Source organism: Trujillonella humicola (assembly GCF_046233715.1).
Classification (GTDB): Bacteria; Actinomycetota; Actinomycetes; order Mycobacteriales; family Geodermatophilaceae; genus Trujillonella; species Trujillonella humicola.
Genome location: NZ_JBJNRJ010000030.1, coordinates 18,807 through 40,119, shown reverse-complemented (window position 1 = coordinate 40,119; position 21,313 = coordinate 18,807). Strand labels below are relative to the sequence as shown.

Genomic DNA, 21,313 nt, shown 5'->3' with positions numbered 1-21,313 from the left:
CCCCATGGTGCCCGCGCAGGCCCGGTCCCGCCGGTTCCTCGTGGGTGGAGGACGACCGGCCTCAGTAGGTGCGCGGGGTGTAGACGGCGCCGCCCGGGCCGACGCGGGTGCGCGAGGAGCCGACGAGCACCAGGCAGCGCATGTCGACCGTCTCGGGGTCCAGCCCGCCGAGCGTCGTCACCCGCACCTCCTCGGCCGGCCCGCCGACGTCGCGGCCCACGACCACGACGGTGTCGGCGTCCCGGACCTCCAGCAGCGTCTTCTGCGCCTCGCCGAGCTGGTGCGGCCGCGCCTTGGACCGGGGGTTGTACAGCGCCAGCACGAGGTCGGCCTGCGCCGCGTGCCGCAGCCGGTCGAGGACGACGTCCCACGGCTTGAGGACGTCGGACAGGCTGATGACCGCGAAGTCGTGGCCCAGCGGCGCGCCCACCCGCGAGGCGACGGCCTGCGCGGCGGTCAGCCCCGGCAGCACCCGGACGGCGATCCCCGCGTACTCCGGGCGGTCGGCGACCTCGAGCACCGCGGCGGCCATGGCGAAGACGCCGGGGTCGCCGCTGGAGACGACCGCGATCCGCCGGCCGGTGCGGGCCAGCTCGAGCGCGTGCGCGGCCCGCTCGGCCTCCACCCGGTTGTCGCTGGGGTGGCGGGTCTGCCGGGGGTTGACCTCGACCCGGTCCAGGTAGGGGCCGTAGCCGACCAGGTCGTCGGCGGCGGCGAGGGCCGCCGACGCCTCGGGCGTCGTCCACGACCGCTGCCCGGGACCGAGGCCGACGACGACGACCTCACCGGTGCGCGCCCGGTCCTCGTCGTGCTGCTCGGGACCCGGCCCCTGCCCGGTCAGCGGGCTGGGCAGCAGGGCGAGGGAGAAGTAGGGCACCGTCGCCGGGTCGACGTCGGCCAGCGGCATCGTCCGCTGCCGCTGCGTGGTGGCCCGCTCCACGTAGAGCGCCCGGTCGAGCACCCCGGCCGCCTCGAAGGCGTCGCGCACCCGGGGGAAGGTGCGGCCGAGCTTCATGACCGCGGCCGAGTCGGTGGTGGCCAGCCACTCGGCGAGCTCCTCGGTGGGCAGCGTGCCGGGCAGCACGGTGAGCACCTCGTCGCGCTCGACCAGCGGACGGCCGACGACCGCGGCGGCGCCGCTGACGCTCGTGACGCCCGGCACGACCTCGGTGGGGTACCGGTGCGCCAGCCGCTTGTGCATGTGCATGTAGGAGCCGTAGAAGAACGGGTCGCCCTCGGCGAGGACGACGACGTCGCGCCCGGCGTCCAGGTGGGCGGCGAGCCGGGCGGCGGCGGCCTCGTAGAACTCGTCGATCGCGCCCTGGTAGCCGCCGGGGTGGTCGGTGGCCTCGGTGGTGACGGGGTAGACCAGCAGCTCCTCGACCTGGCCCTCGCGCAGGTACGGCGCGGCCAGTGCCCGGGCCACCGAGCGGCCGTGCTGCGCGGCGTGGAACGCGACGACGTCGGCCGCGCCGATCAGCCGGGCGGCCTTGACGGTCACCAGCTCGGGGTCGCCGGGCCCCAGCCCCACCCCGTACAGCCGCCCGGTTCCGCCGACGTGGCCACTCCGGTGGTCGGCGCTCATTCCGCGTCGCTCGCGATCGCGTTCACGGCCGCCGCGGTCATGGCGCTGCCGCCGCGCCGTCCGCGCACCACCAGGTGCTCCAGGTCCGTGACGGCCAGGGCCTCCTTGGACTCGGCGGCGCCGATGAAGCCGACCGGGATGCCCAGGACGGCGGCCGGGCGCGGCGCACCGGACTCCAGCATCTCGAGCAGGTGGAACAGCGCGGTGGGGGCGTTGCCGATGGCCACGACCGCGCCGGCGAGCCGGTCGCGCCACAGCTCCAGCGCCGCGGCGCTGCGGGTGGTGCCGAGAGCGGCGGCGAGCGCGGGCACCCGCGGGTCGTCCAGGGTGCACACGACGTCGTTGTCGGCCGGCAGCCGCCGGCGGGTGACGCCGGAGGCCACCATCGTCGCGTCGCAGAGCACGGGCGCGCCGGCGTCCAGCGCCGCGCGGGCCCGGGACACGACGGCGGGGGAGAAGGCGACGTCGGCCACCAGGTCGACCTGCCCGCAGGCGTGGATCATCCGCACGACGACCCGCGAGACGTCCTCGGGCAGCCCCGCCAGGTCGGCCTCGGCGCGGATGGTGGCGAACGACTGCCGGTAGATCTCGGCGCCGTCCTTCTCGTAGGCGTACATCGGCCAGGAGGCTACGTCGCGGCTCGCCGGGCGTCGGGTTCGGGAGCCCGGCGGACGGGGGTAGGGCGGGCCCATGGCGCTGCCCAGGGTCCTCGTCCTCGTCCTCGCCGGCGGCAAGGGCAACCGGCTGGAACTGCTCACCGAGACCCGGGCCAAGCCCGCCGTCCCCTTCGCCGGGGTCTACCGGCTCGTGGACTTCCCGCTGTCGAACTGCCAGCACTCGGCCATCGCCGACGTGTGGGTGTCGGTGCAGTACCAGCCGCAGTCGCTGTCGGAGCACCTGGCCAACGGCCGGCCGTGGGACCTGGACCGCACCACCGGCGGGCTGATGGTGCTGCCGCCGTTCCAGGGCAGCGAGCGGGGCGGCTGGACCGAGGGCACCGCCGACGGGCTGTGGCGGCAGGCCGAGCTCGTCCGCGGGTTCGACCCCGACGCGCTGGTCGTCGTCAGCTCCGACGCCGTCTACACCCTGGACTACCGGGAGGTCGTCGACGCCCACCTCGGCTCGGGCGCCGAGGTCACCATGGTCACCACGGAGGTCTCCGCCGACGACGCCACCCGCTACGGCGTCGTCCGGGTGGGGGAGGGCGGGAAGGTGGAGGATTACGCCTACAAGCCCGACGAGCCGGCGACGACGACGGCGACCAACGAGGTGTTCGTGTTCAGCCCGCGGGAGACCCTCGACCGCCTCGAGGCGCTCGCCGGCGAGGTGGGCGAGGACGGGCTGGAGGACCTCGGGACGCACCTGCTCCCGGCCCAGACCCGCGACGGCGCCGCCCGCGCCTTCCCGCTGGCCGGGTACTGGCGCGACGTCGGCACCGTGACCGCCTACTGGGAGGCGCACCAGGACTTCCTGACCGAGCACCCGCCGATCGACCTCGACGGGCCCTCCTGGCCGGTGGGCACCCGCGGCGGCCGGCGCAGCGCGGCGCGGGTGCTCGACGACGGGCGGATCGAGAACAGCCTGCTCTCCGGCGGGACCCGGGTCTCGGGCGACGTCCGCGGGTCGGTGCTGTCACCGGGCGTGGTGGTGGAGTCCGGCGCGACCGTCGTGGACTCGGTCCTCCTGCCCGGGGTGACGGTGCGCGCCGGTGCGACGGTGACCCGCACCGTGGCCGACGACGCCGTGGAGATCGGCCGGGGCGCCTCGGTCGGCGGGGACGGCGACATCACCCTGCTGGGCCGCCGGGTGCGGGTCGGGGACGGGGCGGAGATCCCCGCCGGGGCCCGCCACCCCGATCCGGGGCAGGACGACTAGCCGACGGAGTAGCCGCTGCCGGTCGCGACGACGTCGACGACCTCGCCGCGGGGCCGGCCGCAGCGGCGTCCGCACCCCGCCCAGTGCTGCCGCGCGCCGCCCGCCGGGAGCGTGCCGGTGGCGACGGCGTGCGCGGCGTCGGCGCGGACGTCGGCCAGCGACCTGGCGCACCCCGGCCGCCCGGCGCAGGCGGTGACCCGAAGCCACGGGCTGCCCGCATCGAGCTCGAGGCCGGCGGCGGTGAGCGCGGCGGCCGCCCCCGCCCCGTCGGCCAGGTCCGGGACGGCGACGGCCCGCCCGGGCGTCACCTGCAGCCCGGCCGGCGCGAGGTCGGCCAGGAGGTCGGCCTGTTCCGCCGCCAGCCGGCCCAGCGGCACCACCGCGACGAGAGCCGAGCGCCCGTCGAGCTGGGGGACCACGCCCGCACCGACGGAGGACCTCGCGCGCGCAGGGGCCCCCGCGGGGGAGCGCTCCCCGCGCGGAAGTCGCAGGGAGGTCTCCACGCGGCGGGTCACTCGGTCCGGCCCGTCGTCCAGCTCGGCCAGTCGCCAGGCGGTGTTCCCCTGGGCGGTGCGCTCGTCCAGGAACGCGCGGGTCGCGGCGAGGACCAGGGCGACGGCGTCGCCGGGCGCGCACCGCAGCCCGCTGTCGGCGCCGGCCAGGGTGAGCGCCACCGTCCCGGGGTCCAGCGCGACGCCGCCGACGTCCTCGCCGAGACCGGCGACGTCGCCGCGGCCGTCGTCGAGCGTCGCCAGGTACCGGCCGGGCAGGTCGGCCAGCGCCGGCTCGGCGCACAGCCCGGCGTCCAGCGCGGCGACCCACGGGGTGACGTCCAGCATGCCGCCGGCGGTGCGGCCCGACAGCGTGCTGGCCAGCACGTTGCGCACCCGCTCGTGCGTCGCGCTGGGCAGCAGCCCGGCCGCGGCCAGCCGGTCGCCCAGCTCGGCCCCGGCGCCCGCGGGGAGGCCGCGCAGCTGCAGGTTGCCGCGGCTGGTCAGCTCGAGGGCGCCGTCCCCGAGGTCCCGCGCCGCGCCGGCCAGCACCCTCAGCTGCGCCGGGGTGAGCAGCCCGCCCGGCACCCGGACGCGGGCCAGCGCGCCGTCGGCGGCGGCGTGGGTCTGCAGCGCCCCGGGGCAGGCGTCGGGGCGGTCGCGCATCGGGCTGCTCATGACGCCAGGGAGGCTACGTCGGCTGCCCGGGCGGGGCCGCTGCGAGCCGGGCCGGCGCGGTCCCGCCCGGCCGGCCCGGCGGCCGTCAGCGGTCGAACGACATCCAGACCTCGCGCCGCTCGCCGCGGCCGCGGACCTCGGCCATCGCGGCCACCCGGCGCTGCTGGTCGGGGGTCGCCACGTGCTGGACGACGGCGACCTCGGCATCGCGCATCGCCTGCTCCGCCGCGTACTCCTGGGGCGTCGACGGCGAGTCGTCGGTCGGCTCGGGCTCGTCGGACGGCCGTGCGTAGGGGCTGTCGGCCGGCAGGTTGCCGCTGACCCGACCGTAGGCGCCCAGCACCAGCAGGGTCAGGCCGGCGACCACGGAGAAGATGACGTTGGGCCACTGGAATGCCAGCACGTTCCAGTCGGTGCGCAGCACGGCGAGGTTGACCAGCGCAGAGAGCAGGAACAGCGAGCCGACGACGATCATCACGGTCGAGGCGGTGCGGGGGCTGCGGAAGGCCGAGAAGACCAGCACCGCCGCGGTGACGACCGAGATCGTGGAGAGCAGGCCGTTGGAGCTCAGCCCCAGGATGCGCCCGCCCTCGGTGGAGAAGAACGGCAGGCCGTCGAGGAAGCCGAGGATCCCGAAGACGGCGATGACGGCGGCCACGGTCAGGGCACCGACCCGGTGCACGACCGGGACGCGTTGCCCCGGGGTGAGGGCTGTGGCACCGGGTCGCTGCGTCCGGTGGGGGCGGGAGAGGTGCAGGGTCATGGCGGTCTCCTCGCAGGGGTCGGGACGACACTCGTCCTTCCTCCGGGCTCCATACCCCGGATGCGACCGTTCAGGACGTGCGCCACGAAATTGTTCGCCACCTCGGCGTGTTGCCTGGGCATGACCCAGCCGTTCGAGATGGATGTGCACTCCGAGTACCTGCGCGCCGACCTGTTCCTCTCGATGGGGCAGCCGACCGAGGCCGCCCGGATCCTGGTCCCGGTCGTCGAGGCCGAGCCGGCCAACGAGGCCGTGCTCGAGCTGCTGGCCCGCAGCTACTTCGCCTCGGCCCAGCTGACCCGCGCCGAGGAGGCGCTGGGCCGGCTGGTGGAGCTCGCGCCGGTCAACAGCTGGGCCCGCCGTGCCCTGGCCCGCACCCTGGAGCGGCAGAGCCGGCACGACGAGGCGGTCGCCCACCACCAGCTGGCCGACGCCCTCGGCGCCGCCCGCTGAACCTCCGCCGTCACCCCGCCTGCCCTCACCCCGCCGTGATCATGGCCGTGTCGCCGCCCGGCCCGGCGTGCCCGCCCGTGTCCGCGGCGCGACGCCCGTGATCGCGGCGGCGGGGAGGCGGGCGCGGGTCACCGGGCCGCTGCTGCGCTGAGCGCCGGCCCCTCCGGCGTTGTCGCGAACGCCTTGCAATAGGGTTCGCGCTGGTCGACGGAGGGAGCGGACATGGCACAGCGGCGCACCGGGGGGCTGCGGTCGGTGGCGGTGGGGGCCGGCGCGGTGCTCGTCCTCGGGGCGTGCGGTGCCGCCGACCCGGCCGGTGCCGGCGCGGGGGAGCCGCCGACCGAGCTGCGCCTGGCCATCGGCGGGGAGCCCGACGACGGCTTCGACCCGACGCTCGGCTGGGGGCGCTACGGCTCCCCGCTGTTCCAGTCCACCCTGCTGGCGCGCGACGCCGATCTCGACGTCGTCCCCGAGCTGGCCACCGCCTGGTCGGTCAGCGACGACGGTCTGGTGTGGACCGTCGACATCCGCACCGACGCCGTGTTCACCGACGGGCAGCCGGTGACGCCGGACGACGTCGCCTACACCTTCACCACGGCCAGCCGGAGCGGCGGCCTCACCGACGTCACCGCGCTCGAGGAGGCCGTCGTCGTCGACGAGGACACCGTCGAGCTGCGGCTGGTCCGGCCGCAGAGCACCTTCGTCAACCGGCTGGTGTCCCTCGGCATCGTGCCCGCGCACGCCCACGGCCCGGACTACGCGCGCGACCCCATCGGCTCGGGCCCCTTCCGGCTGCTGCAGTGGGACCCGGGGCAGCAGCTGATCGTCGAGCGCAACGAGGACTTCTACGGCCAGCGACCGCAGTTCGAGCGGATCGTCTTCCAGTTCACCGGCGAGGACGCCTCGGTGGCCGCCGCCTCCGCCGGGCAGGTCGACATGGCCGCCGTCCCCGCGCAGCTCGCCGGCACGCAGGCGCCCGGGATGCGGCTGGTGTCCGTGCCGTCGGTCGACAACCGCGGGATCGTCTTCCCCTACCTGCCCGACACCGGCACCACCACCGACGACGGCCGGCCGGTGGGCGACGACGTGACCTCGGACCTCGCGGTGCGCCGGGCGGTCAACCTGGCCGTCGACCGGCAGGCCCTGGTCGACGGCGTCCTCGAGGGCCACGGCACCCCCGCCACCGGGCCCGTAGACGGACTGCCCTGGTACGAGCCGGCCTCGGCGATCGAGGACGCCGACCCGGCCGGCGCCGAGGAGTTGCTCGAGGGCGCCGGCTGGGTCGACACCGACGGCGACGGCGTCCGCGAGAGGAACGGCGTCCGCGCCGGGTTCGACCTGCTCTACCCGGCCGGCGACTCGCTGCGCCAGGGGCTGGCGCTCTCGGTCGTGGACATGCTCGCGCCGATCGGCATCGACGTGACCGCCCGCGGGGAGAGCTGGGAGGTCATCGAGCGGCGCATGCACGCCGACGCGGTCCTCTTCGGCTGGGGCAGCCACGACCCCACGGAGATGTACAACCTCCACGCCTCGGCCCGGGCCGGCGTGGAGTACTGGAACCCCGGGTTCTACGCCGACCCCGACGTCGACGCACACCTCGACGCGGCGATGGCGGCCACCGACGAGGAGACCGCCAACCGGGAGTGGCGCGCCGCCCAGCACGACGGCGAGGGCGGCGGCTTCGGCCCCTCCGGCGACGCGGCGTGGGCGTGGCTGGTCAACCTCGACCACACCTACCTCGTCCACGAGTGCCTCGACGTCGGCACCCCGCAGATCGAGCCGCACGGGCACGGCTGGCCGATCACCGCCGGCATCACGGGCTGGCAGTGGAGCTGCTGAGCCGCCTGCGGTCCGCCCTGCAGGTCGTCGGCGGCCGGCTGCTCCGGCTCGTCCTGCTGCTGGCCGCCGTGGCGACGGCGACCTTCGCCCTCATGGCGAACTCGCCGGTCGACCCCGTCGACGCCTACGTCGGCGGGGACGTCGCCGCGATCGGCCCCGAGCAGCGCGCGCAGATCGCCGAGCGCTGGGGCCTGGACGAGCCGCCTCTGGCACGCTTCGCCGCCTGGCTGGGCAACGTCGTGCAGGGCGACCTCGGCCGCTCGCTGACGTTCAACCAGCCGGTCGCCGAGGTCATCGGGGAGCGGTTCCTCGCCAGCCTGGCGCTGATGGCGCTCGCCTGGCTGCTGTCCGGGATCATCGGCTTCGCCCTCGGCGTGGTCGCCGGCGTCCGCCGGGGCCGGTTCGCCGACCGGGTGATCTGCTGGTGGGCCTACACGCTGGCCTCGGCGCCGACCTTCTGGGTCGGGCTGCTCCTGCTGTACGTCTTCTCGGTCTCGCTGGGCTGGACGCCGGTCTGCTGCGCGGTCCCGGTGGGGGTGCTGGCCGAGGACGTCACGCTGCTCGACCGCCTGCACCACCTCGTGCTCCCGGCGCTGACCCTCTCGGTGGTGGGCGTCGCCCCGGTCGTCCTGCACACCCGGCACGCGGTCGTCGAGGCGCTGGGCAGCGACTCCGTGGCCTTCGCCCGGTCCCAGGGCGAGTCGACGACCGGGATCGTCGTCCACCGGGTCGTGCGGCACGCCGCGGCGCCGGCGGTCCTGCTGCAGTTCGCCTCGCTCGGCGAGCTGTTCGGCGGCTCCGTCCTGGCCGAGCAGGTGTTCTCCTACCCGGGCCTCGGCGCGGCGACGACGGCGGCGGCGCTGGGCCAGGACGTGCCGTTGCTGCTGGGCATCGCGCTGTTCACCACGGTGTTCGTCTTCACCGGCAACCAGCTCGGTGACGCCGTCCACGCCCGGATCGACCCGCGGGTGTCCGCCGGGCGCTCCCGCGGCCGGTGGCGGGCCCCGATCGCGGCGCCGCCGCCCGAGGACGGCCCGGCCCCGGCACCGGACCCCACCCCGGCCGGGCAGGGCGCCCGGTGAGCGCCGTGGCCGTGGCGCCCGCCGGCCTCCTCGGCGACCGCCGCCGCCGGACGCTGGCCTGGGTGGGGCTGTCGCTGCTGGTGGTGGCCGCCGTGTTCGTCGCCGGTGGCCTGGCCGCCGAGGCAGCCCAGCGGACCGACCTCGCCGCGCGGAACCTGCCGCCCTCGGCCGGGCACTGGTTCGGCACCGACCGGCTGGGCCGGGACGTGCTGGCCCGCACGCTCGCCGGCCTGCGGCTCAGCCTGCTGGTCGGCACCGCCGCGGCCCTGGCGTCGGCGGCGATCGCCCTCGTCCTGGCCTCGCTGGCCGCCGTCGTCGGAGGCCTGGCCGACCGGGCGGTCGGGTGGCTGGTCGACCTCTTCCTGGCGCTGCCGCACCTGGTGCTGCTGATCCTGCTCGCCTTCACCCTCGGCGGCGGGACCGGCGCCGTCGTGGCCGCGGTCGCGCTGACCCACTGGCCGACGCTGACCCGCGTGCTGCGCGGCCGGGCGCGGGCGGTCGTGACGTCCGATGCCGTGGCGGTGTCGCGGCAGCTGGGCCGTGGGCGGCTCTGGATCGCCCGCCACCACCTGGCCGGTCACCTGACCGGGCACTTCCTCGTCGGCACGGTGCTGCTGTTCCCGCACGCGATCCTGCACGAGGCCGCGCTGTCGTTCCTGGGCCTCGGCGTGGACCCGGGGGAGCCCTCGATCGGCGTCCTGCTGGCCGAGTCCATGCGTCACCTGGCCGCCGGGTCGTGGTGGCTGGCGGTGCTCCCGGGCGTCTGCCTGCTCGTCGTCGTCAAGCTCGTCGACACCATCGGGGAGAACGCCCGGACCCTGCTCGACCCGCGCAGCGCCCACCTGTGAGCGGCCCGCTGCTCGAGGTGCGCGGCCTCGAGGTCGACTTCGTCCAGTACGAGCGCGGCCTGCGGCGCCGGGTGGTGCCGGCGCTGCAGGGGATGGACCTCGCCGCCGCCCCCGGTGAGGTCGTCGCCCTGGTCGGCGCCAGCGGGGCCGGCAAGTCGCTGCTCGCGCACGCCGTCCTGGGCCTGCTGCCGCCGAACGCGGTCGAGCGCGGCACGGTGCTCCACGACGGGGTGCCGCTCGACCCGGCCGGACGCCGGCGGCTGGCCGGGCGGGAGACGGCGCTGGTGCCCCAGTCGGTCGGCTATCTGGACCCGCTGACCCGCGTCGGCCGGCAGGTGCGGCGCTCGGCGCGGCTGGCCGGGGCGCCCGACCCCCGGCGGGCCGACCGGGAGGCGCTGGCCCGGCGCGGACTCGGCGCCGAGGTCCTGCGGCGCTACCCGCACGAGCTGTCCGGGGGCATGGCCCGCCGGGTGCTCCTCGCCATGGCGACGATGGGCCGCCCGCGGCTGGTCGTGGCCGACGAACCGACCGCCGGGCTGGCCGCGGACGGCGTCCGTGCGGTCCTGGCCGGGTTCCGGTCGATGGCCGACGAGGGCCGCGCCGTCGTGCTCGTCACCCACGAGCTGCTGGCGGTGCTCGACGTCGCCGACCGCGTGGTCATCTGCGACGGCGGCCGCACCGTCGACACCGTCGTCCCCGCCGCGTTCGCCGGTGACGGCGCCGGTCTGTCCCACCCGCACACCCGCGCGCTGTGGCGGGCCCTGCCGGTCAACGGCTTCGGGGTCGACGGCTTCCGGGTCGGCGGCTCCGGGGTGGACGGCTCGCCGGTCGAGGCGGAGCCGTGCTGAGCGCCGAGGACGTCTGGGTCCGGTACGGGCCGCGATCGGCGTGGGTGCTCGCCGGGGTCGACCTGGCCGTGCGCCCCGGCGAGGTGGTCGGCCTCTGCGGGCCCAGCGGCTGCGGCAAGAGCACGCTGGGGCGGGTCCTCGCCGGCTTCCTGGACGCCGACCGGGGGCGGGTGACCGTGGACGACGGCGCGCGGCGGCCGCGCCGCGCCCCCCACCCGGTGCAGCTGGTGCTGCAGGACCCCCAGCGGGCCGTGGACCCGCGGTGGACCGTGCGGGCGGTGCTCGCCTCGGCCGGCGCCGGCCCGGCGGAGATCGCCGCCCTCGACCCCCGCCTCGTGGCCCCGGCCTGGCTGGACCGCCACCCGCACGAGATCAGCGGCGGTGAGCTGCAGCGGGTGAACCTGGCCCGCGCGCTGCTCGCCCACCCCCGCTACCTCGTCGCCGACGAGATCACCGCCAGCCTCGACGCGGTCACCCAGGCCCGGATCTGGCGGCTGCTGCTGGCGCACTGCCGGGCCGCGGGGATCGGCGTGCTGGCGATCGCCCACGACCGGCCGCTGCTCGAGGTGGTGGCCGACCGGGTGGTCGACTGGCGGCCGGTGTCCGCCGACCCGTGAGGGCGGGCCCGCCGGGTACCGTCGCCGCACCACGGCACCACCACCCAGGGCGCCACCAGCACGGCGCCACCAGCACGGCAGCACCAGGGGAAGCCGGTGAGAACCCGGCGCGGTCCCGCCACTGTGAGCCCCCTCGGGGGCGCAGCCAGACACCCGGTCCTGCCGGAACCGACGATCCGGGGCGCGGACCCCGAGTGAGGAAGCGCGCGTGTTCGTCCTGCTCTCCACCAGTGACACCGACCTGCTCTCGGCCCGCGCGAGCGGCGCGCCGTGGCGGCTGGGCAACCCGGTCCGGCTCGGCGGGGAGGGGATCGCCGCGCTGGCGGACGGCGCCGAGCTCGTCGTCGTCCGCATCCTCGGCGTGCGTCGCCAGTACGAGGAGATGCTCGCGCCGCTGCTCGCCGGCCCGGCGCCGGTCGTCGTCCTCGGCGGCGAGCAGCTGCCCGACGCGGAGCTGATGGAGCTCTCCACCGTCCCGATGGGCGTGGCGACCGAGGCGCACGGCTACCTCGCCCAGGGCGGCCCGGACAACCTGGTGCAGCTGCACAGGTTCCTGTCCGACACCGTGCTGCTCACCGGTGAGGGCTTCGAGCCGCCGTCGGTCGCGCCGGACTGGGGCGTGCTCGAGCGGCCGTCGTCCGCTCCGTCCTCGCCCGCCGGCCCCCGGATCGCCGTCCTCTACTACCGCGCGCACCACCTCTCCGGCAACACCGGCTTCGTCGAGGAGCTGTGCACCGCGATCGAGGCGGCCGGCGGCTCGGCGCTGCCGGTCTTCACCTCCAGCCTCCGCTCGATCGACGAGGGCCTGCTGGAGACCCTGCGGGGCGTCGACGCGATGGTCGTCACCGTGCTGGCCGCCGGCGGCGCCCGCCCGGCCACCGCCCAGGCCGGTGGGGACGACGGCGCCTGGGACGTCGGCCAGCTCGCCTCCCTCGACGTCCCGGTGATCCAGGGGCTGTGCCTGACCCGCTCGCGGGAGGACTGGCTGGCCGATGACGACGGCCTGTCACCGCTCGACGTCGGCAACCAGGTGGCCATCCCGGAGTTCGACGGCCGGCTGATCAGCGTGCCGTTCTCGTTCAAGGAGACCGACGAGGACGGGCTGACCTCCTACGTGGCCGACCCCGAGCGGGCGGCGCGGGTCGCCGGCACCGCCGTGGCGCACGCCCGGCTGCGGCACACGCCACCGGCGCAGCGCCGGATCGTGGTGATGCTGTCGGCCTACCCGACCAAGCACGCGCGGATCGGCAACGCCGTCGGGCTGGACACCCCGGCGTCGGTGGTCCGGCTGCTGGCCGCGATGTCCGGCGCCGGCTACGACATCGGCCCGTTCGACGGGCCCTCCGCGCTGCCGGGCGTGGCCGACCTCGACGGCGATGCCCTGGTGCACGCCCTGATCGCCGCCGGGGGGCAGGACGCGGACTGGCTGACGTCCGAGCAGCTGTCGGGCCAGCCGGTGCGGATCGCCGCCGCGGAGTACCGCGCGTTCTTCGAGACGCTGCCGGCCGACCTCCGCGAGGCGATGGTCGAGCACTGGGGGCAGCCGCCGGGCTCGCTGTTCGTCGACGACTCCGGACCCGACGGCCCCGACATCGTCTTCGCCGCGCTGCGCGCCGGCAACGTCGTCGTGATGGTGCAGCCGCCGCGCGGCTTCGGCGAGAACCCGATCGCCATCTACCACGACCCGGACCTGCCGCCCTCCCACCACTACCTGGCCGCGTACTGGTGGCTGCGCTCGGTGTTCGGCGCGCACGCCCTGGTGCACGTCGGCAAGCACGGCAACATGGAGTGGCTGCCGGGCAAGACGGTCGGCCTGTCGGCCTCGTGCGCGCCCGACGCCGCGATCGGCGACCTGCCGCTGGTCTACCCGTTCCTGGTCAACGACCCGGGGGAGGGCAGCCAGGCCAAGCGCCGCGCGCACGCCACGCTGGTCGACCACATGGTGCCGCCCATGGCCCGGGCCGACACCTACGGCGACATCGCCCGGCTCGAGCAGCTGCTCGACGAGCACGCCAACGTCGCGGCGATGGACCCGGCGAAGCTGCCCGCCGTGCGCGCGCAGATCTGGACGCTGCTGCAGGCCGCCAAGCTCGACTCCGACCTGGGGCTGAACGAGCGCCCGGCCGACGAGCACTTCGACGAGATGATCCTGCACGTCGACGGGTGGCTGTGCGAGATCAAGGACTCCCAGATCCGCGACGGGCTGCACGTGCTCGGCTCGCCGCCGGAGGGGGACGACCGGGTCGGCCTCGTGCTGGCGATGCTGCGCGCGCGGCAGATCTGGGGCGGCTCCGTGGCCCTGCCCGGTCTGCGCGAGGCACTCGGGCTGACCGAGGACGGCAGCGCCGGGCTGCGGGCCACCGACGCCGTCGAGGAGCTGGCCCTCGCGCTGGTGACCGGCATGGAGGAAGCCGGCTGGACGGCGTCCGCCGTGGACGGCGTGGTGCGCGACGTCCTGGGCCGCGAGGACGCCGGCGTGGCTGCCGTGCTGCGCTTCGCCGTCGACGAGGTCGTGCCGCGCCTGGCCCGCACCACCGACGAGCTCGACGCCACCCTCCACGCCCTGGACGGCGGCTACGTGCCGGCCGGGCCGTCCGGCTCGCCCCTGCGCGGGCTGGTCAACGTGCTGCCGACCGGGCGCAACTTCTACTCCGTCGACCCGCGCGCGGTGCCCTCCCGGCTGGCGTGGGAGACCGGGCAGGCGATGGCCGACTCGCTGGTCGCCCGCTACCTGGCCGACACCGGCGGGTACCCGCGCTCGGTGGGTCTGTCGGTGTGGGGGACGTCGGCGATGCGCACCTCCGGGGACGACGTCGCGGAGGTGCTCGCGCTGCTCGGCGTCCGCCCCGTCTGGGACGACGCCTCCCGTCGGGTGACCGGCCTGGAGCCGATCGATCTCGAGGAGCTGGGCCGGCCGCGGATCGACGTCACCGTGCGCATCAGCGGCTTCTTCCGGGACGCCTTCCCGCACGTGGTCACGATGCTCGACGACGCCGTCGCGCTGGTCGCCGGTCTCGACGAGGGGGCCGAGCAGAACCTCGTGCGCGCCCACGTCGACGCCGACCTGGCCGTCCACGGCGACCGCCGGCGGGCCACCACCCGGGTGTTCGGCTCCAAGCCCGGGGCCTACGGCGCGGGCCTGCTGCCGCTGATCGACAGCCGCGACTGGCGTGGCGACGCCGACCTCGCCGAGGTCTACGCGGTGTGGGGCGGCTACGCCTACGGCCGGGGCCTGGACGGGGTGGAGGCCCGGCCGGACATGGAGGCGGCCTACCGGCGGATCGCGGTGGCGGCCAAGAACGTCGACACCCGCGAGCACGACATCGCCGACTCCGACGACTACTTCCAGTACCACGGCGGGATGGTCGCCACGGTGCGCGCCCTGACCGGGTCCGCGCCCCGTGCCTACATCGGCGACTCGACCCGGCCGGAGTCGGTGCGCACCCGGTCGCTGGGCGAGGAGACGGCCCGCGTCTTCCGTGCCCGCGTGGTCAACCCGAAGTGGCTCGCCGCGATGCGCCGGCACGGCTACAAGGGCGCGTTCGAGCTGGCGGCGACGGTGGACTACCTGTTCGGCTACGACGCCACGACCGGCGTCGTCGACGACTGGATGTACGAGAAGCTCACCGAGACCTACGTCCTCGACCCCGAGCAGCGGGAGTTCTTCGAGCGGTCCAACCCGTGGGCGCTGCACGGCATCGCCGAGCGGCTGCTCGAGGCGGTCGACCGCGGGATGTGGGCCCAGCCGGACCCGGCCCTGCTGGCCGAGCTGCAGCAGGCCTACCTGGACACGGAGGGTGACCTGGAGGGCGGCGAGACGGCGGCGCAGCAGAGCGCACCCGCGTGAACCAGGATGCACTGTGAGTGACGGCACACCGTCGATCGTCACGGGATCGTCATCTTCCGGCCGGAGCCGGGTATCCGGTCGCCATGAGCATCCTCAACCGCATCCTGGGCACTGCTGAGTCCACCGCCCGCGGCGCCGCCCGCGGTGCCGCCTCCGGCCGCGGCACGCGCCGTCCGGCGGCGTCGGCCGGTCGGGGCACGGGCCGGGGCATGGGGCGGCGCACCACCGCCGCGCCGGCCACCGGCGGCGGCCTCGGCCGCATCCTCGGCTCGCTGACCGGCCGCCGCTTCTGAGCCGTCCGGGGCGTGCGCCGCACGCCCCGGCCGACGGCCCGGTGACGGGCTAGCGGGCGAGGGCGGCGGCGACCAGCAGGACGACGGTCGCCGCCGCCTCGCCCATCGCCCCCATCACGTCCCCGTTCACCCCGCCGAGCCGGGCGCCGGCCCGGGCCCGGAGCGCCTCCGCGGCCAGCAGCCCCGCGGCCGCCGCCACCAGCAGCCGCCACGCCGCGTCGGTCCCCGCCCCCGCCCCCGCGGTCGCGCCCGCGAGCAGCCAGGCGGCGCCGCCGGCCAGGACTGCGACCACGACCAGCCAGCCGGCCAGCCACGGCCGGGAGACCGTGCCGGCCACCGCCCGACCCAGTGACGAGCCCGCGGCCGTGGGGACCCCCGGCAGGCCGGCGCGCGACATCGCCAGGCGGGCGACCACGACCGCCGTCCACACCGCCACCCAGCCGCCGTCGGCGGCGAGGAGCGCGGCGGCCGTCGCGGCCTGCAGCAGCAGCACGAGCACGAGGGTGAGGACGCCGAACGGGCCCACGTCGCCCTGCCTCATCACCTCCAGCGCGCGCTCGCGGCCGCGCAGCGGCCCGAGCCCGTCGGCGGTGTCGGCGAGGCCGTCCAGGTGCAGGCCGCGGGTGGCCGCCGCCAGCAGCGCCAGGGCGAGCACCGCACCCGTCAACGGCGAGACCAGGTGCGCGCCGGCCACGCCGACCCCGGCCGCGAGCCCGCCCAGCACCAGACCGACCAGCGGCGCCCACGGCAGCACCCCGCGGGCCGAGGCCGCCGCCGATGGGGGCACCGGCAGCACCGTGAGCAGCGCCGCGGACTCCAGCGGCCCCGTCCACCTCACCGCAACCGCTGCGGCAGCCCGGCCACCACGAACCACACCTCGTCGGCCGAGGCCGCCAGCCGCTGGTTGACCTCGCCGAGGGTGTCGCGGAACAGCCGGCCGGCGCGGGTCTCGGGCACGACCCCGAGTCCCACCTCGTCGCTGACGGCCACGACGTGCGCCGGCGTCGCCGCCCAGGCCCCGAGCAGCGCCTCGCAGCGGGCGGCCAGCTCCTCCGCCGCCGCGGGGCCGTCGTCCCAGATCCCGGCGTCGTCCATCAGCGCGGCCACCCAGGTGGTCACGCTGTCGACGAGGACCGTGCCGGGGCGCACCAGGTCACCGGGGGCCGTGCTCTCCAGCGTCGTCCAGGAGGACGGGCGCCGGGCACGGTGCGCGGCGACCCGGGCCGCCCACTCGGCGTCTCCCGGCGCGGGGGCCGAGGCGGCCAGGTACACGACGTCGGCCCGGTCGGCGACCAGCGACTCCGCGTGCGCGGACTTCCCCGAGCGGGAGCCGCCGAGGACCAGCACCCTGCTCACCGCGCCGCCCCGCTCACCGGCAGATCTCCAGCCGGGTGACCGTCCCGTTGTGCGGGGTGACCGCCGGCAGGGCGTCGGGACCCAGGCCTCCGGCGACGGCCTGCGCGGCCCGGATGGTGTCCCCGTGCGTGACGAGCGCGACGACGTCGGCCGGGCGTTCCGCGCACAGGTGCTCCAGGTAGGCGGCGACCCTGCCGTGCAGCTCGGCCAGGCTCTCCCCGCCGTCGGCCGCCCAGTGCGGATCGGTCCAGTCCACGACGTCCCACAGCTCCCGGGAGGGCCGGCCCTCCAGCACGCCGTAGCCCTGCTCGCGCAGCGCCGGGGTGGTGCTCAGCGGCAACCCTGTCGCCCGCGCGCAGTGCGCGGCGGTCTGCACCGCACGGTGCAGGTCGCTGGAGACGAGGACGCCCGGCCCGAGGCCGGCGAGTTCGCGGGCCGCGGCGGCGGCCTGCGCGTGGCCGAGGTCGGTGAGCGGGACGTCGGCGGTCTGACCCTGCAGCAGCCCGGCGGCGTTCCACTCGCTCTGCCCGTGGCGGACCAGGAGCAGCGTGAGCGGTCGGGACATGGCCTGCGGAGCGTAGACGAGCCCCCGGCGTTCCCGACGTCACCGGTTCGGGTGCGCCGGTGGCGGCGCGCCCCTCGTACCGTCGTCGGCGTGACCATCCCCGTCCGCCCCGGCGCGGCACCACCCCGCTCCACCGCACCCGACCCGCTGGCTCCGCTGCTGGAGCTGCCCGGTGTCCGCGACGCGGCGGAGGAGGCGCGGACCGCGATCGACCGGCTGCTGCGGCACCGGCTCATGCGCAACCGGTCCGCCGAGGTGAGCGCCGAGTCGGCGCTGCGCGGTGCCCGCGCGTCGGCGGCCATGGAGGGGGCCGACGTCCCGCTGGCCGACGTCCGGGCCGGCCGGGTCGAGGACCCGGTGGTGCAGGGGGCGCTGCGCGCCTCGGTGGCGCTGGGCTCCCTCGTGGACACGTGGTCGCGGGCGCCGGGGCAGGTGCTGGCGCGTCTGCACGTGCTGGCGGCCGCCGACCTGGCCGACCGGGGCGACCTCGGCCGGCCCGGCCCGCACGCCGGCCCGCGCCTCTCGGGTCTGTTCTCGGTCGTCACCGGCACGAGCACCGTGCCCGCCGTCGTCGTGGCCGGGCTGGTGCACGGCGAGCTCGCGGCGCTGGCGCCCTTCGGCACCGCCGACGGCGTCGTCGCGCGCGCGGCGGGTCGGCTGACCGGCATCGTCCGCGGGTTGGACCCCAAGGCCGTCTCCGTGCCCGAGGTCGGCTTCGCCGAGCTCGGCCGGGAGGCGTACGACGCCGCGCTCACCGGCTACGCCTCGGGCGAGCCCGAGGGACTGGCCGCCTGGCTGGTGCACTGCTGCCGGGCGACCGGTCACGGCGCCGTCGAGGGCCTGGCGGTGGCCGAGGCGATCCTGCGCGGCTGAGCCGGCGGAGGTGCCGGCGGAGGTGCCGGCGGAGGTGCCGGCGGAGGTGCCGGCGGAGGTGCCGGCGGGGGAGCGGCTCAGGCGCCGCGGCGGCGCCGCCGGCCGGTCACCGGGGCCGGTGTCAGGGGTGCGGGCCTCAGCGATCCCGGGGACGTCTCGCGCAGCGCCCGCCGGCGGGCGTACCAGGCCAGCCCCACGACCGCCGCCCCGACGCCCATGGCGGCGCCGGTCACGACCGGCGCCGTCGGTACGGCGAAGCGGCTGCGCATCGACACCGGGCGGCTGAACTCCCGGACCGGCCACCCCCGCTCGGCCGCGGCCCGGCGCAGCCCGCGGTCGGGGTTGACCGCGGTCGGGTGCCCGACGGCCTCCAGCATCGGCAGGTCGGTCACCGAGTCGCTGTAGGCGAAGCAGTCGGCCAGGTCGTACCCGCTCTCGGCCGCCACCTCGCGCATCGCCGACGCCTTGTTCTCGCCGTAGGCGTAGAACGCGATCTCGCCGGTGTAGCGGCCGTCCTCGGTGACCATCTGGGTGGCCACCACCCGGTCGGCGCCGAGCATCTGACCGATGGGCTGCACCATCTCCGCGCCGCTGCTGGAGACGATCACGATCTCCCGGCCGGCGGACCGGTGCTCCTCGATCAGGTCGGCCGCCTCGGCGTAGACGAGCGGGTCGACGATCTCGTGCAGCGTCTCCCGGACGATGTCGTGCACCGTCGCGACGTCCCAGCCGGTGGCCATCCGGGTGATCTGCGCGCGCATCCGCTCCATCTGGGTGGCGTCGGCGCCGGCCAGGGAGAAGACGAACTGGGCGTAGGCGCCCTTGAGCACGGTCCGGCGGTTGATCAGCCCGCCCTCGAAGAACGGCCGCCCGAAGGCCAGGGTGCTGGACTTGGCGATGATCGTCTTGTCCAGGTCGAAGAACGCCGCTGCGCGGGTCACGGTTCACGACTGTAAGCGCAGCACCGGGGTGTGACCCGCGTCATCCCGCCGTCCACACCCGTTCGGGTCATCCACAGGTCCCGCCGGCCTCTCGCCTGCCCGCGCGCCCCGCCGGTGAGCTGACCGGGTGACCGCACCGGCTCCTGTCCGCCCCCTGCTCGTGAGCACCGACGACGACCTGCTCGACGACGCGCTGCGGCTGCTCGCCGCGGCGGGAGCCGAACCGGAGGTCGCCACCGCCGGCCCGGCGCTGCGCCGCGCCCACCGCCGGGCGCCGCTGGTCCTGCTGGGCGGGGACGTGCTGGCCAGCGGCGCGGTCCGTGCGCTTCCCCGCCGGCCGGGCGTCGTGGTGGTCACGCGGGCCGAGCTCCCGCCGGCCGGCTGGGCGGCCGCCGTCGAGCTGGGCGCCGAGCGGGTCGCCGTGCTGCCTGCCGACGAGGCCTGGGTGCTCCAGCGCGCCGGTGCCGCCCTGCGGCGGCCCGTGCAGCGGGGGGCGCTGGTCGCGGTCGGGGCCGCCTGCGGCGGAGCGGGAGCGAGCACGCTCGCCGCGGCGGTGGCCCTCACCGCGGCGGCGACCGGGGACGGCGCGCTGCTCCTCGACGCCGACCCCTGGGGCGGCGGGCTGGACCTCCTGCTGGGGGCCGAGCACACCGACGGCCTGCGCTGGCCGGACCTCGACGGCCTGCGCGGGCGGGTGTCGGGTGACGCGGTCATGGCTGCGCTGCCCGGGGTCGGCGGCGTCGGGGTGCTCGCGGCCGCCCGGTCGGCGCCCGCGCCACCGTCACCGGAGGCGGTGGCCGCCGTGGTGGAGGCCGGTCGCTCGGCCGGCCGGCCGGTGGTGGTCGACCTGCCCCGCGGACCGGCCCCGCCCTTCGCCGAGACGGTGCTGGCCGACGCCGACCTCGCGGTCCTGGTGGTGCCGGCCCGCGTCCGCGCGACCTCCGCAGCGCAGGGTCTGGTGGCCGGCCGGCCGGGCGGCGGGGCGGCGCCCTGGGCGGGCGCGCGCCTCGTCGTGCGCCAGGTGCGCGACGGCCTCGACGCCGCGGAGGTCGCCGGCCTCGTCGGCGCGGACCTGCTCGCCGAGCTGCCGCACGACCGCGGGGCCGTGGCACGCGGCGAGCGCGGTGATCCGCCACCGACCGGCCCGCGTACCCCGTGGGGAGCCGTCGCTCGAGCGGTGCTGGCCGCTCTGCCCGCGCCGGCGGGACCGGGCTCGTGACCGGCGCCCCGCTGGTGGAGCGGGTCCGGGCCCGGCTCGCCACCGAGGTGGCCGTGCCCAGCCGCCCTGCCGTCGCGGCGCTGGTCCGGGAGGAGGCCGGTGGCCTGGCCGGTGACACCGCCGTCCTGTCCGCCGTCCGCGCCGCGGTCGACGAGCTCTCCGGTGCCGGGCCGCTGGAGGAGCTGCTCCGCGCGCCCGGCGTCAGCGACGTGCTGGTGAACGGCCCCGACGAGGTGTGGGTCGACCGCGGTGCCGGCCTCGAGCGGGCCGGGGTCCGGTTCCCCGACGACGACGCGGTGCGCCGGCTCGCCGTCCGGCTCGCCGCCGCGGCCGGCCGGCGCCTGGACGACGCCGCCCCGTGGGTGGACGCGGGCCTGCCCGACGGCACCCGTCTGCACGCCGTCCTCGCGCCGGTGTCGGCCCGCGGCACGTGCCTGTCCCTGCGCGTGCTGCGCCGCTGCTCGCTCGGGCTGGCGGAGCTCTCCGCGCGCGGCACGCTGCCGGGCGGTTCGGCGGAGCTGCTGCGCGCCGTGGTCGCCGCGCGGCTGGCCTTCCTGGTCACCGGCGGCACCGGCTCGGGGAAGACGACCCTGCTGTCGGCGCTGCTGGGGCTCGTCGAGCCCGCCGAGCGCATCGTCGTCTGCGAGGACGCTCCGGAACTGACGCCGGCGCACCCGCACGTGGTCGGGCTGGTCACCCGCCCGCCGAACGTCGAGGGGGTCGGCGCCGTCGCGCTGCGCGACCTGGTGCGGCAGGCGCTGCGGATGCGACCGGACCGGCTCGTCGTCGGGGAGGTCCGCGGCGCGGAGGTGACCGATCTGCTGGCCGCGCTCAACACCGGCCACGAGGGCGGGTGCGGCACGCTGCACGCCAACCGCTCCACCGAGGTGCCCGCCCGTCTCGAGGCGCTGGGGGTCGCGGCCGGGCTGGACCGGGTCGCGGTGCACAGCCAGGCGGCCGCCGCACTGGCGGTGGTCGTGCACCTGCGGCGCGCGGGCGGGGTCCGCAGGGTGGAGGAGCTCGGCGTGGTCCGGCGGGCCGGGGACCTCGTCGTCGTGGAGCCGGCATGGCGCGCCGAGGGCGGTTCCTGCCCGGGCCGCGGCCGGCTGGACGAGCTGCTGGCCGGCGGCGGGAGGTGAC

General features: G+C 76.9%; 20 protein-coding genes and 1 riboswitch. Of the genes, 12 read left to right on the top strand and 8 right to left on the bottom strand.

Translation table 11 applies throughout. The features are described 5' to 3' along the window. Positions 1-61 precede the first annotated feature (61 nt). Both ACK586_RS15425 and ACK586_RS15420 read right to left on the bottom strand, forming a co-directional pair. Positions 62-1,585: a precorrin-2 C(20)-methyltransferase gene (locus ACK586_RS15425; RefSeq protein ID WP_409331375.1), complete on the bottom strand. Its 1,524-nt coding sequence runs from the start codon at positions 1,583-1,585 to the stop codon at positions 62-64. Next, a complete protein-coding gene (locus tag ACK586_RS15420; protein WP_409331374.1) occupies positions 1,582-2,202 on the bottom strand; it encodes a precorrin-8X methylmutase in 621 nt (206 codons plus the stop codon). The genes ACK586_RS15425 and ACK586_RS15420 overlap by 4 nt, the downstream gene beginning before the upstream one ends. 73 nt (positions 2,203-2,275) lie before the next feature. On the opposite strand from ACK586_RS15420, the gene ACK586_RS15415 reads away from it, so the two are divergent. Then, positions 2,276-3,460, top strand: coding sequence for a glucose-1-phosphate adenylyltransferase family protein (locus ACK586_RS15415; RefSeq protein WP_409331373.1), 1,185 nt, complete (start codon positions 2,276-2,278; stop codon positions 3,458-3,460). On the opposite strand, the gene ACK586_RS15410 is transcribed toward ACK586_RS15415, so the two are convergent. Then, positions 3,457-4,629 (bottom strand): precorrin-3B synthase, encoded by a 1,173-nt coding sequence (locus ACK586_RS15410; RefSeq protein ID WP_409331372.1) that lies wholly within the window; start codon positions 4,627-4,629, stop codon positions 3,457-3,459. The genes ACK586_RS15415 and ACK586_RS15410 overlap by 4 nt on opposite strands. 85 nt (positions 4,630-4,714) lie before the next feature. Then, on the bottom strand, positions 4,715-5,392 hold the full coding sequence (locus tag ACK586_RS15405) for a DUF4383 domain-containing protein (RefSeq protein WP_409331371.1): 678 nt from the start codon (positions 5,390-5,392) through the stop codon (positions 4,715-4,717). A gap of 120 nt (positions 5,393-5,512) precedes the next feature. On the opposite strand from ACK586_RS15405, the gene ACK586_RS15400 reads away from it, so the two are divergent. The 8 genes from ACK586_RS15400 (at position 5,513) to ACK586_RS15365 (ending at position 15,219) form a co-directional block, all read left to right on the top strand. Next, complete coding sequence (locus ACK586_RS15400; RefSeq protein WP_409331370.1) at positions 5,513-5,845, top strand: tetratricopeptide repeat protein; 333 nt, start codon at positions 5,513-5,515, stop codon at positions 5,843-5,845. 222 nt (positions 5,846-6,067) lie between these two features. Beyond that, positions 6,068-7,684 (top strand): ABC transporter substrate-binding protein, encoded by a 1,617-nt coding sequence (locus ACK586_RS15395; RefSeq protein ID WP_409331369.1) that lies wholly within the window; start codon positions 6,068-6,070, stop codon positions 7,682-7,684. Further along, on the top strand, positions 7,672-8,766 hold the full coding sequence (locus ACK586_RS15390) for an ABC transporter permease (RefSeq protein ID WP_409331368.1): 1,095 nt from the start codon (positions 7,672-7,674) through the stop codon (positions 8,764-8,766). The genes ACK586_RS15395 and ACK586_RS15390 overlap by 13 nt, the downstream gene beginning before the upstream one ends. After that, a complete protein-coding gene (locus tag ACK586_RS15385; protein WP_409331367.1) occupies positions 8,763-9,614 on the top strand; it encodes an ABC transporter permease in 852 nt (283 codons plus the stop codon). Before ACK586_RS15390 ends, ACK586_RS15385 begins: the two co-directional genes overlap by 4 nt. Continuing rightward, positions 9,611-10,462, top strand: a complete 852-nt coding sequence (locus ACK586_RS15380) for an ATP-binding cassette domain-containing protein (protein WP_409331366.1) — start codon at positions 9,611-9,613, stop codon at positions 10,460-10,462. The genes ACK586_RS15385 and ACK586_RS15380 overlap by 4 nt, the downstream gene beginning before the upstream one ends. After that, on the top strand, positions 10,456-11,079 hold the full coding sequence (locus ACK586_RS15375) for an ABC transporter ATP-binding protein (protein WP_409331365.1): 624 nt from the start codon (positions 10,456-10,458) through the stop codon (positions 11,077-11,079). The genes ACK586_RS15380 and ACK586_RS15375 overlap by 7 nt, the downstream gene beginning before the upstream one ends. An 86-nt stretch (positions 11,080-11,165) precedes the next feature. Continuing rightward, positions 11,166-11,234, top strand: a riboswitch (cobalamin riboswitch). 53 nt (positions 11,235-11,287) lie between these two features. Beyond that, complete coding sequence (gene cobN / locus ACK586_RS15370; protein WP_409331364.1) at positions 11,288-14,926, top strand: cobaltochelatase subunit CobN; 3,639 nt, start codon at positions 11,288-11,290, stop codon at positions 14,924-14,926. Positions 14,927-15,009: 83 nt separating this feature from the next. Then, the gene (locus ACK586_RS15365; protein ID WP_409331363.1) at positions 15,010-15,219 is read left to right on the top strand and encodes a hypothetical protein; all 210 of its coding nucleotides are present in this window, start codon (positions 15,010-15,012) and stop codon (positions 15,217-15,219) included. A gap of 49 nt (positions 15,220-15,268) precedes the next feature. Here the strand turns inward: ACK586_RS15365 and ACK586_RS15360 are convergent, their stop codons facing one another. Genes ACK586_RS15360 through ACK586_RS15350 form a run of 3 tightly spaced genes read right to left on the bottom strand, consistent with a single transcriptional unit; the run spans position 15,269 to position 17,140 of the window. Further along, on the bottom strand, positions 15,269-16,057 hold the full coding sequence (locus tag ACK586_RS15360) for an adenosylcobinamide-GDP ribazoletransferase (RefSeq protein ID WP_409331362.1): 789 nt from the start codon (positions 16,055-16,057) through the stop codon (positions 15,269-15,271). Next, positions 16,054-16,575 carry a bifunctional adenosylcobinamide kinase/adenosylcobinamide-phosphate guanylyltransferase gene (gene cobU / locus ACK586_RS15355; RefSeq protein ID WP_409331361.1) on the bottom strand — a complete coding sequence of 174 codons (522 nt, stop codon included), beginning with the start codon at positions 16,573-16,575 and terminating at the stop codon, positions 16,054-16,056. The genes ACK586_RS15360 and cobU overlap by 4 nt, the downstream gene beginning before the upstream one ends. Before the next feature lie 13 nt (positions 16,576-16,588). Next, a complete protein-coding gene (locus ACK586_RS15350; protein ID WP_409331360.1) occupies positions 16,589-17,140 on the bottom strand; it encodes a histidine phosphatase family protein in 552 nt (183 codons plus the stop codon). A gap of 90 nt (positions 17,141-17,230) precedes the next feature. Between ACK586_RS15350 and ACK586_RS15345 the strand changes: the two genes are divergently transcribed. After that, positions 17,231-18,013 (top strand): Fic family protein, encoded by a 783-nt coding sequence (locus tag ACK586_RS15345; RefSeq protein WP_409331359.1) that lies wholly within the window; start codon positions 17,231-17,233, stop codon positions 18,011-18,013. Positions 18,014-18,090: 77 nt separating this feature from the next. Here the strand turns inward: ACK586_RS15345 and ACK586_RS15340 are convergent, their stop codons facing one another. Next, the gene (locus tag ACK586_RS15340) at positions 18,091-18,954 is read right to left on the bottom strand and encodes an HAD family hydrolase (protein WP_409331358.1); all 864 of its coding nucleotides are present in this window, start codon (positions 18,952-18,954) and stop codon (positions 18,091-18,093) included. Between the two features lie 160 nt (positions 18,955-19,114). On the opposite strand from ACK586_RS15340, the gene ssd reads away from it, so the two are divergent. Both ssd and ACK586_RS15330 read left to right on the top strand, forming a co-directional pair. Next, a complete protein-coding gene (ssd, locus tag ACK586_RS15335; RefSeq protein ID WP_409331357.1) occupies positions 19,115-20,173 on the top strand; it encodes a septum site-determining protein Ssd in 1,059 nt (352 codons plus the stop codon). Then, entirely contained in the window at positions 20,170-21,312 is a 1,143-nt protein-coding gene (locus ACK586_RS15330; protein ID WP_409331356.1) for a TadA family conjugal transfer-associated ATPase, read from the top strand. The genes ssd and ACK586_RS15330 overlap by 4 nt, the downstream gene beginning before the upstream one ends. The last annotated feature ends 1 nt before the right edge of the window (position 21,313 follow it).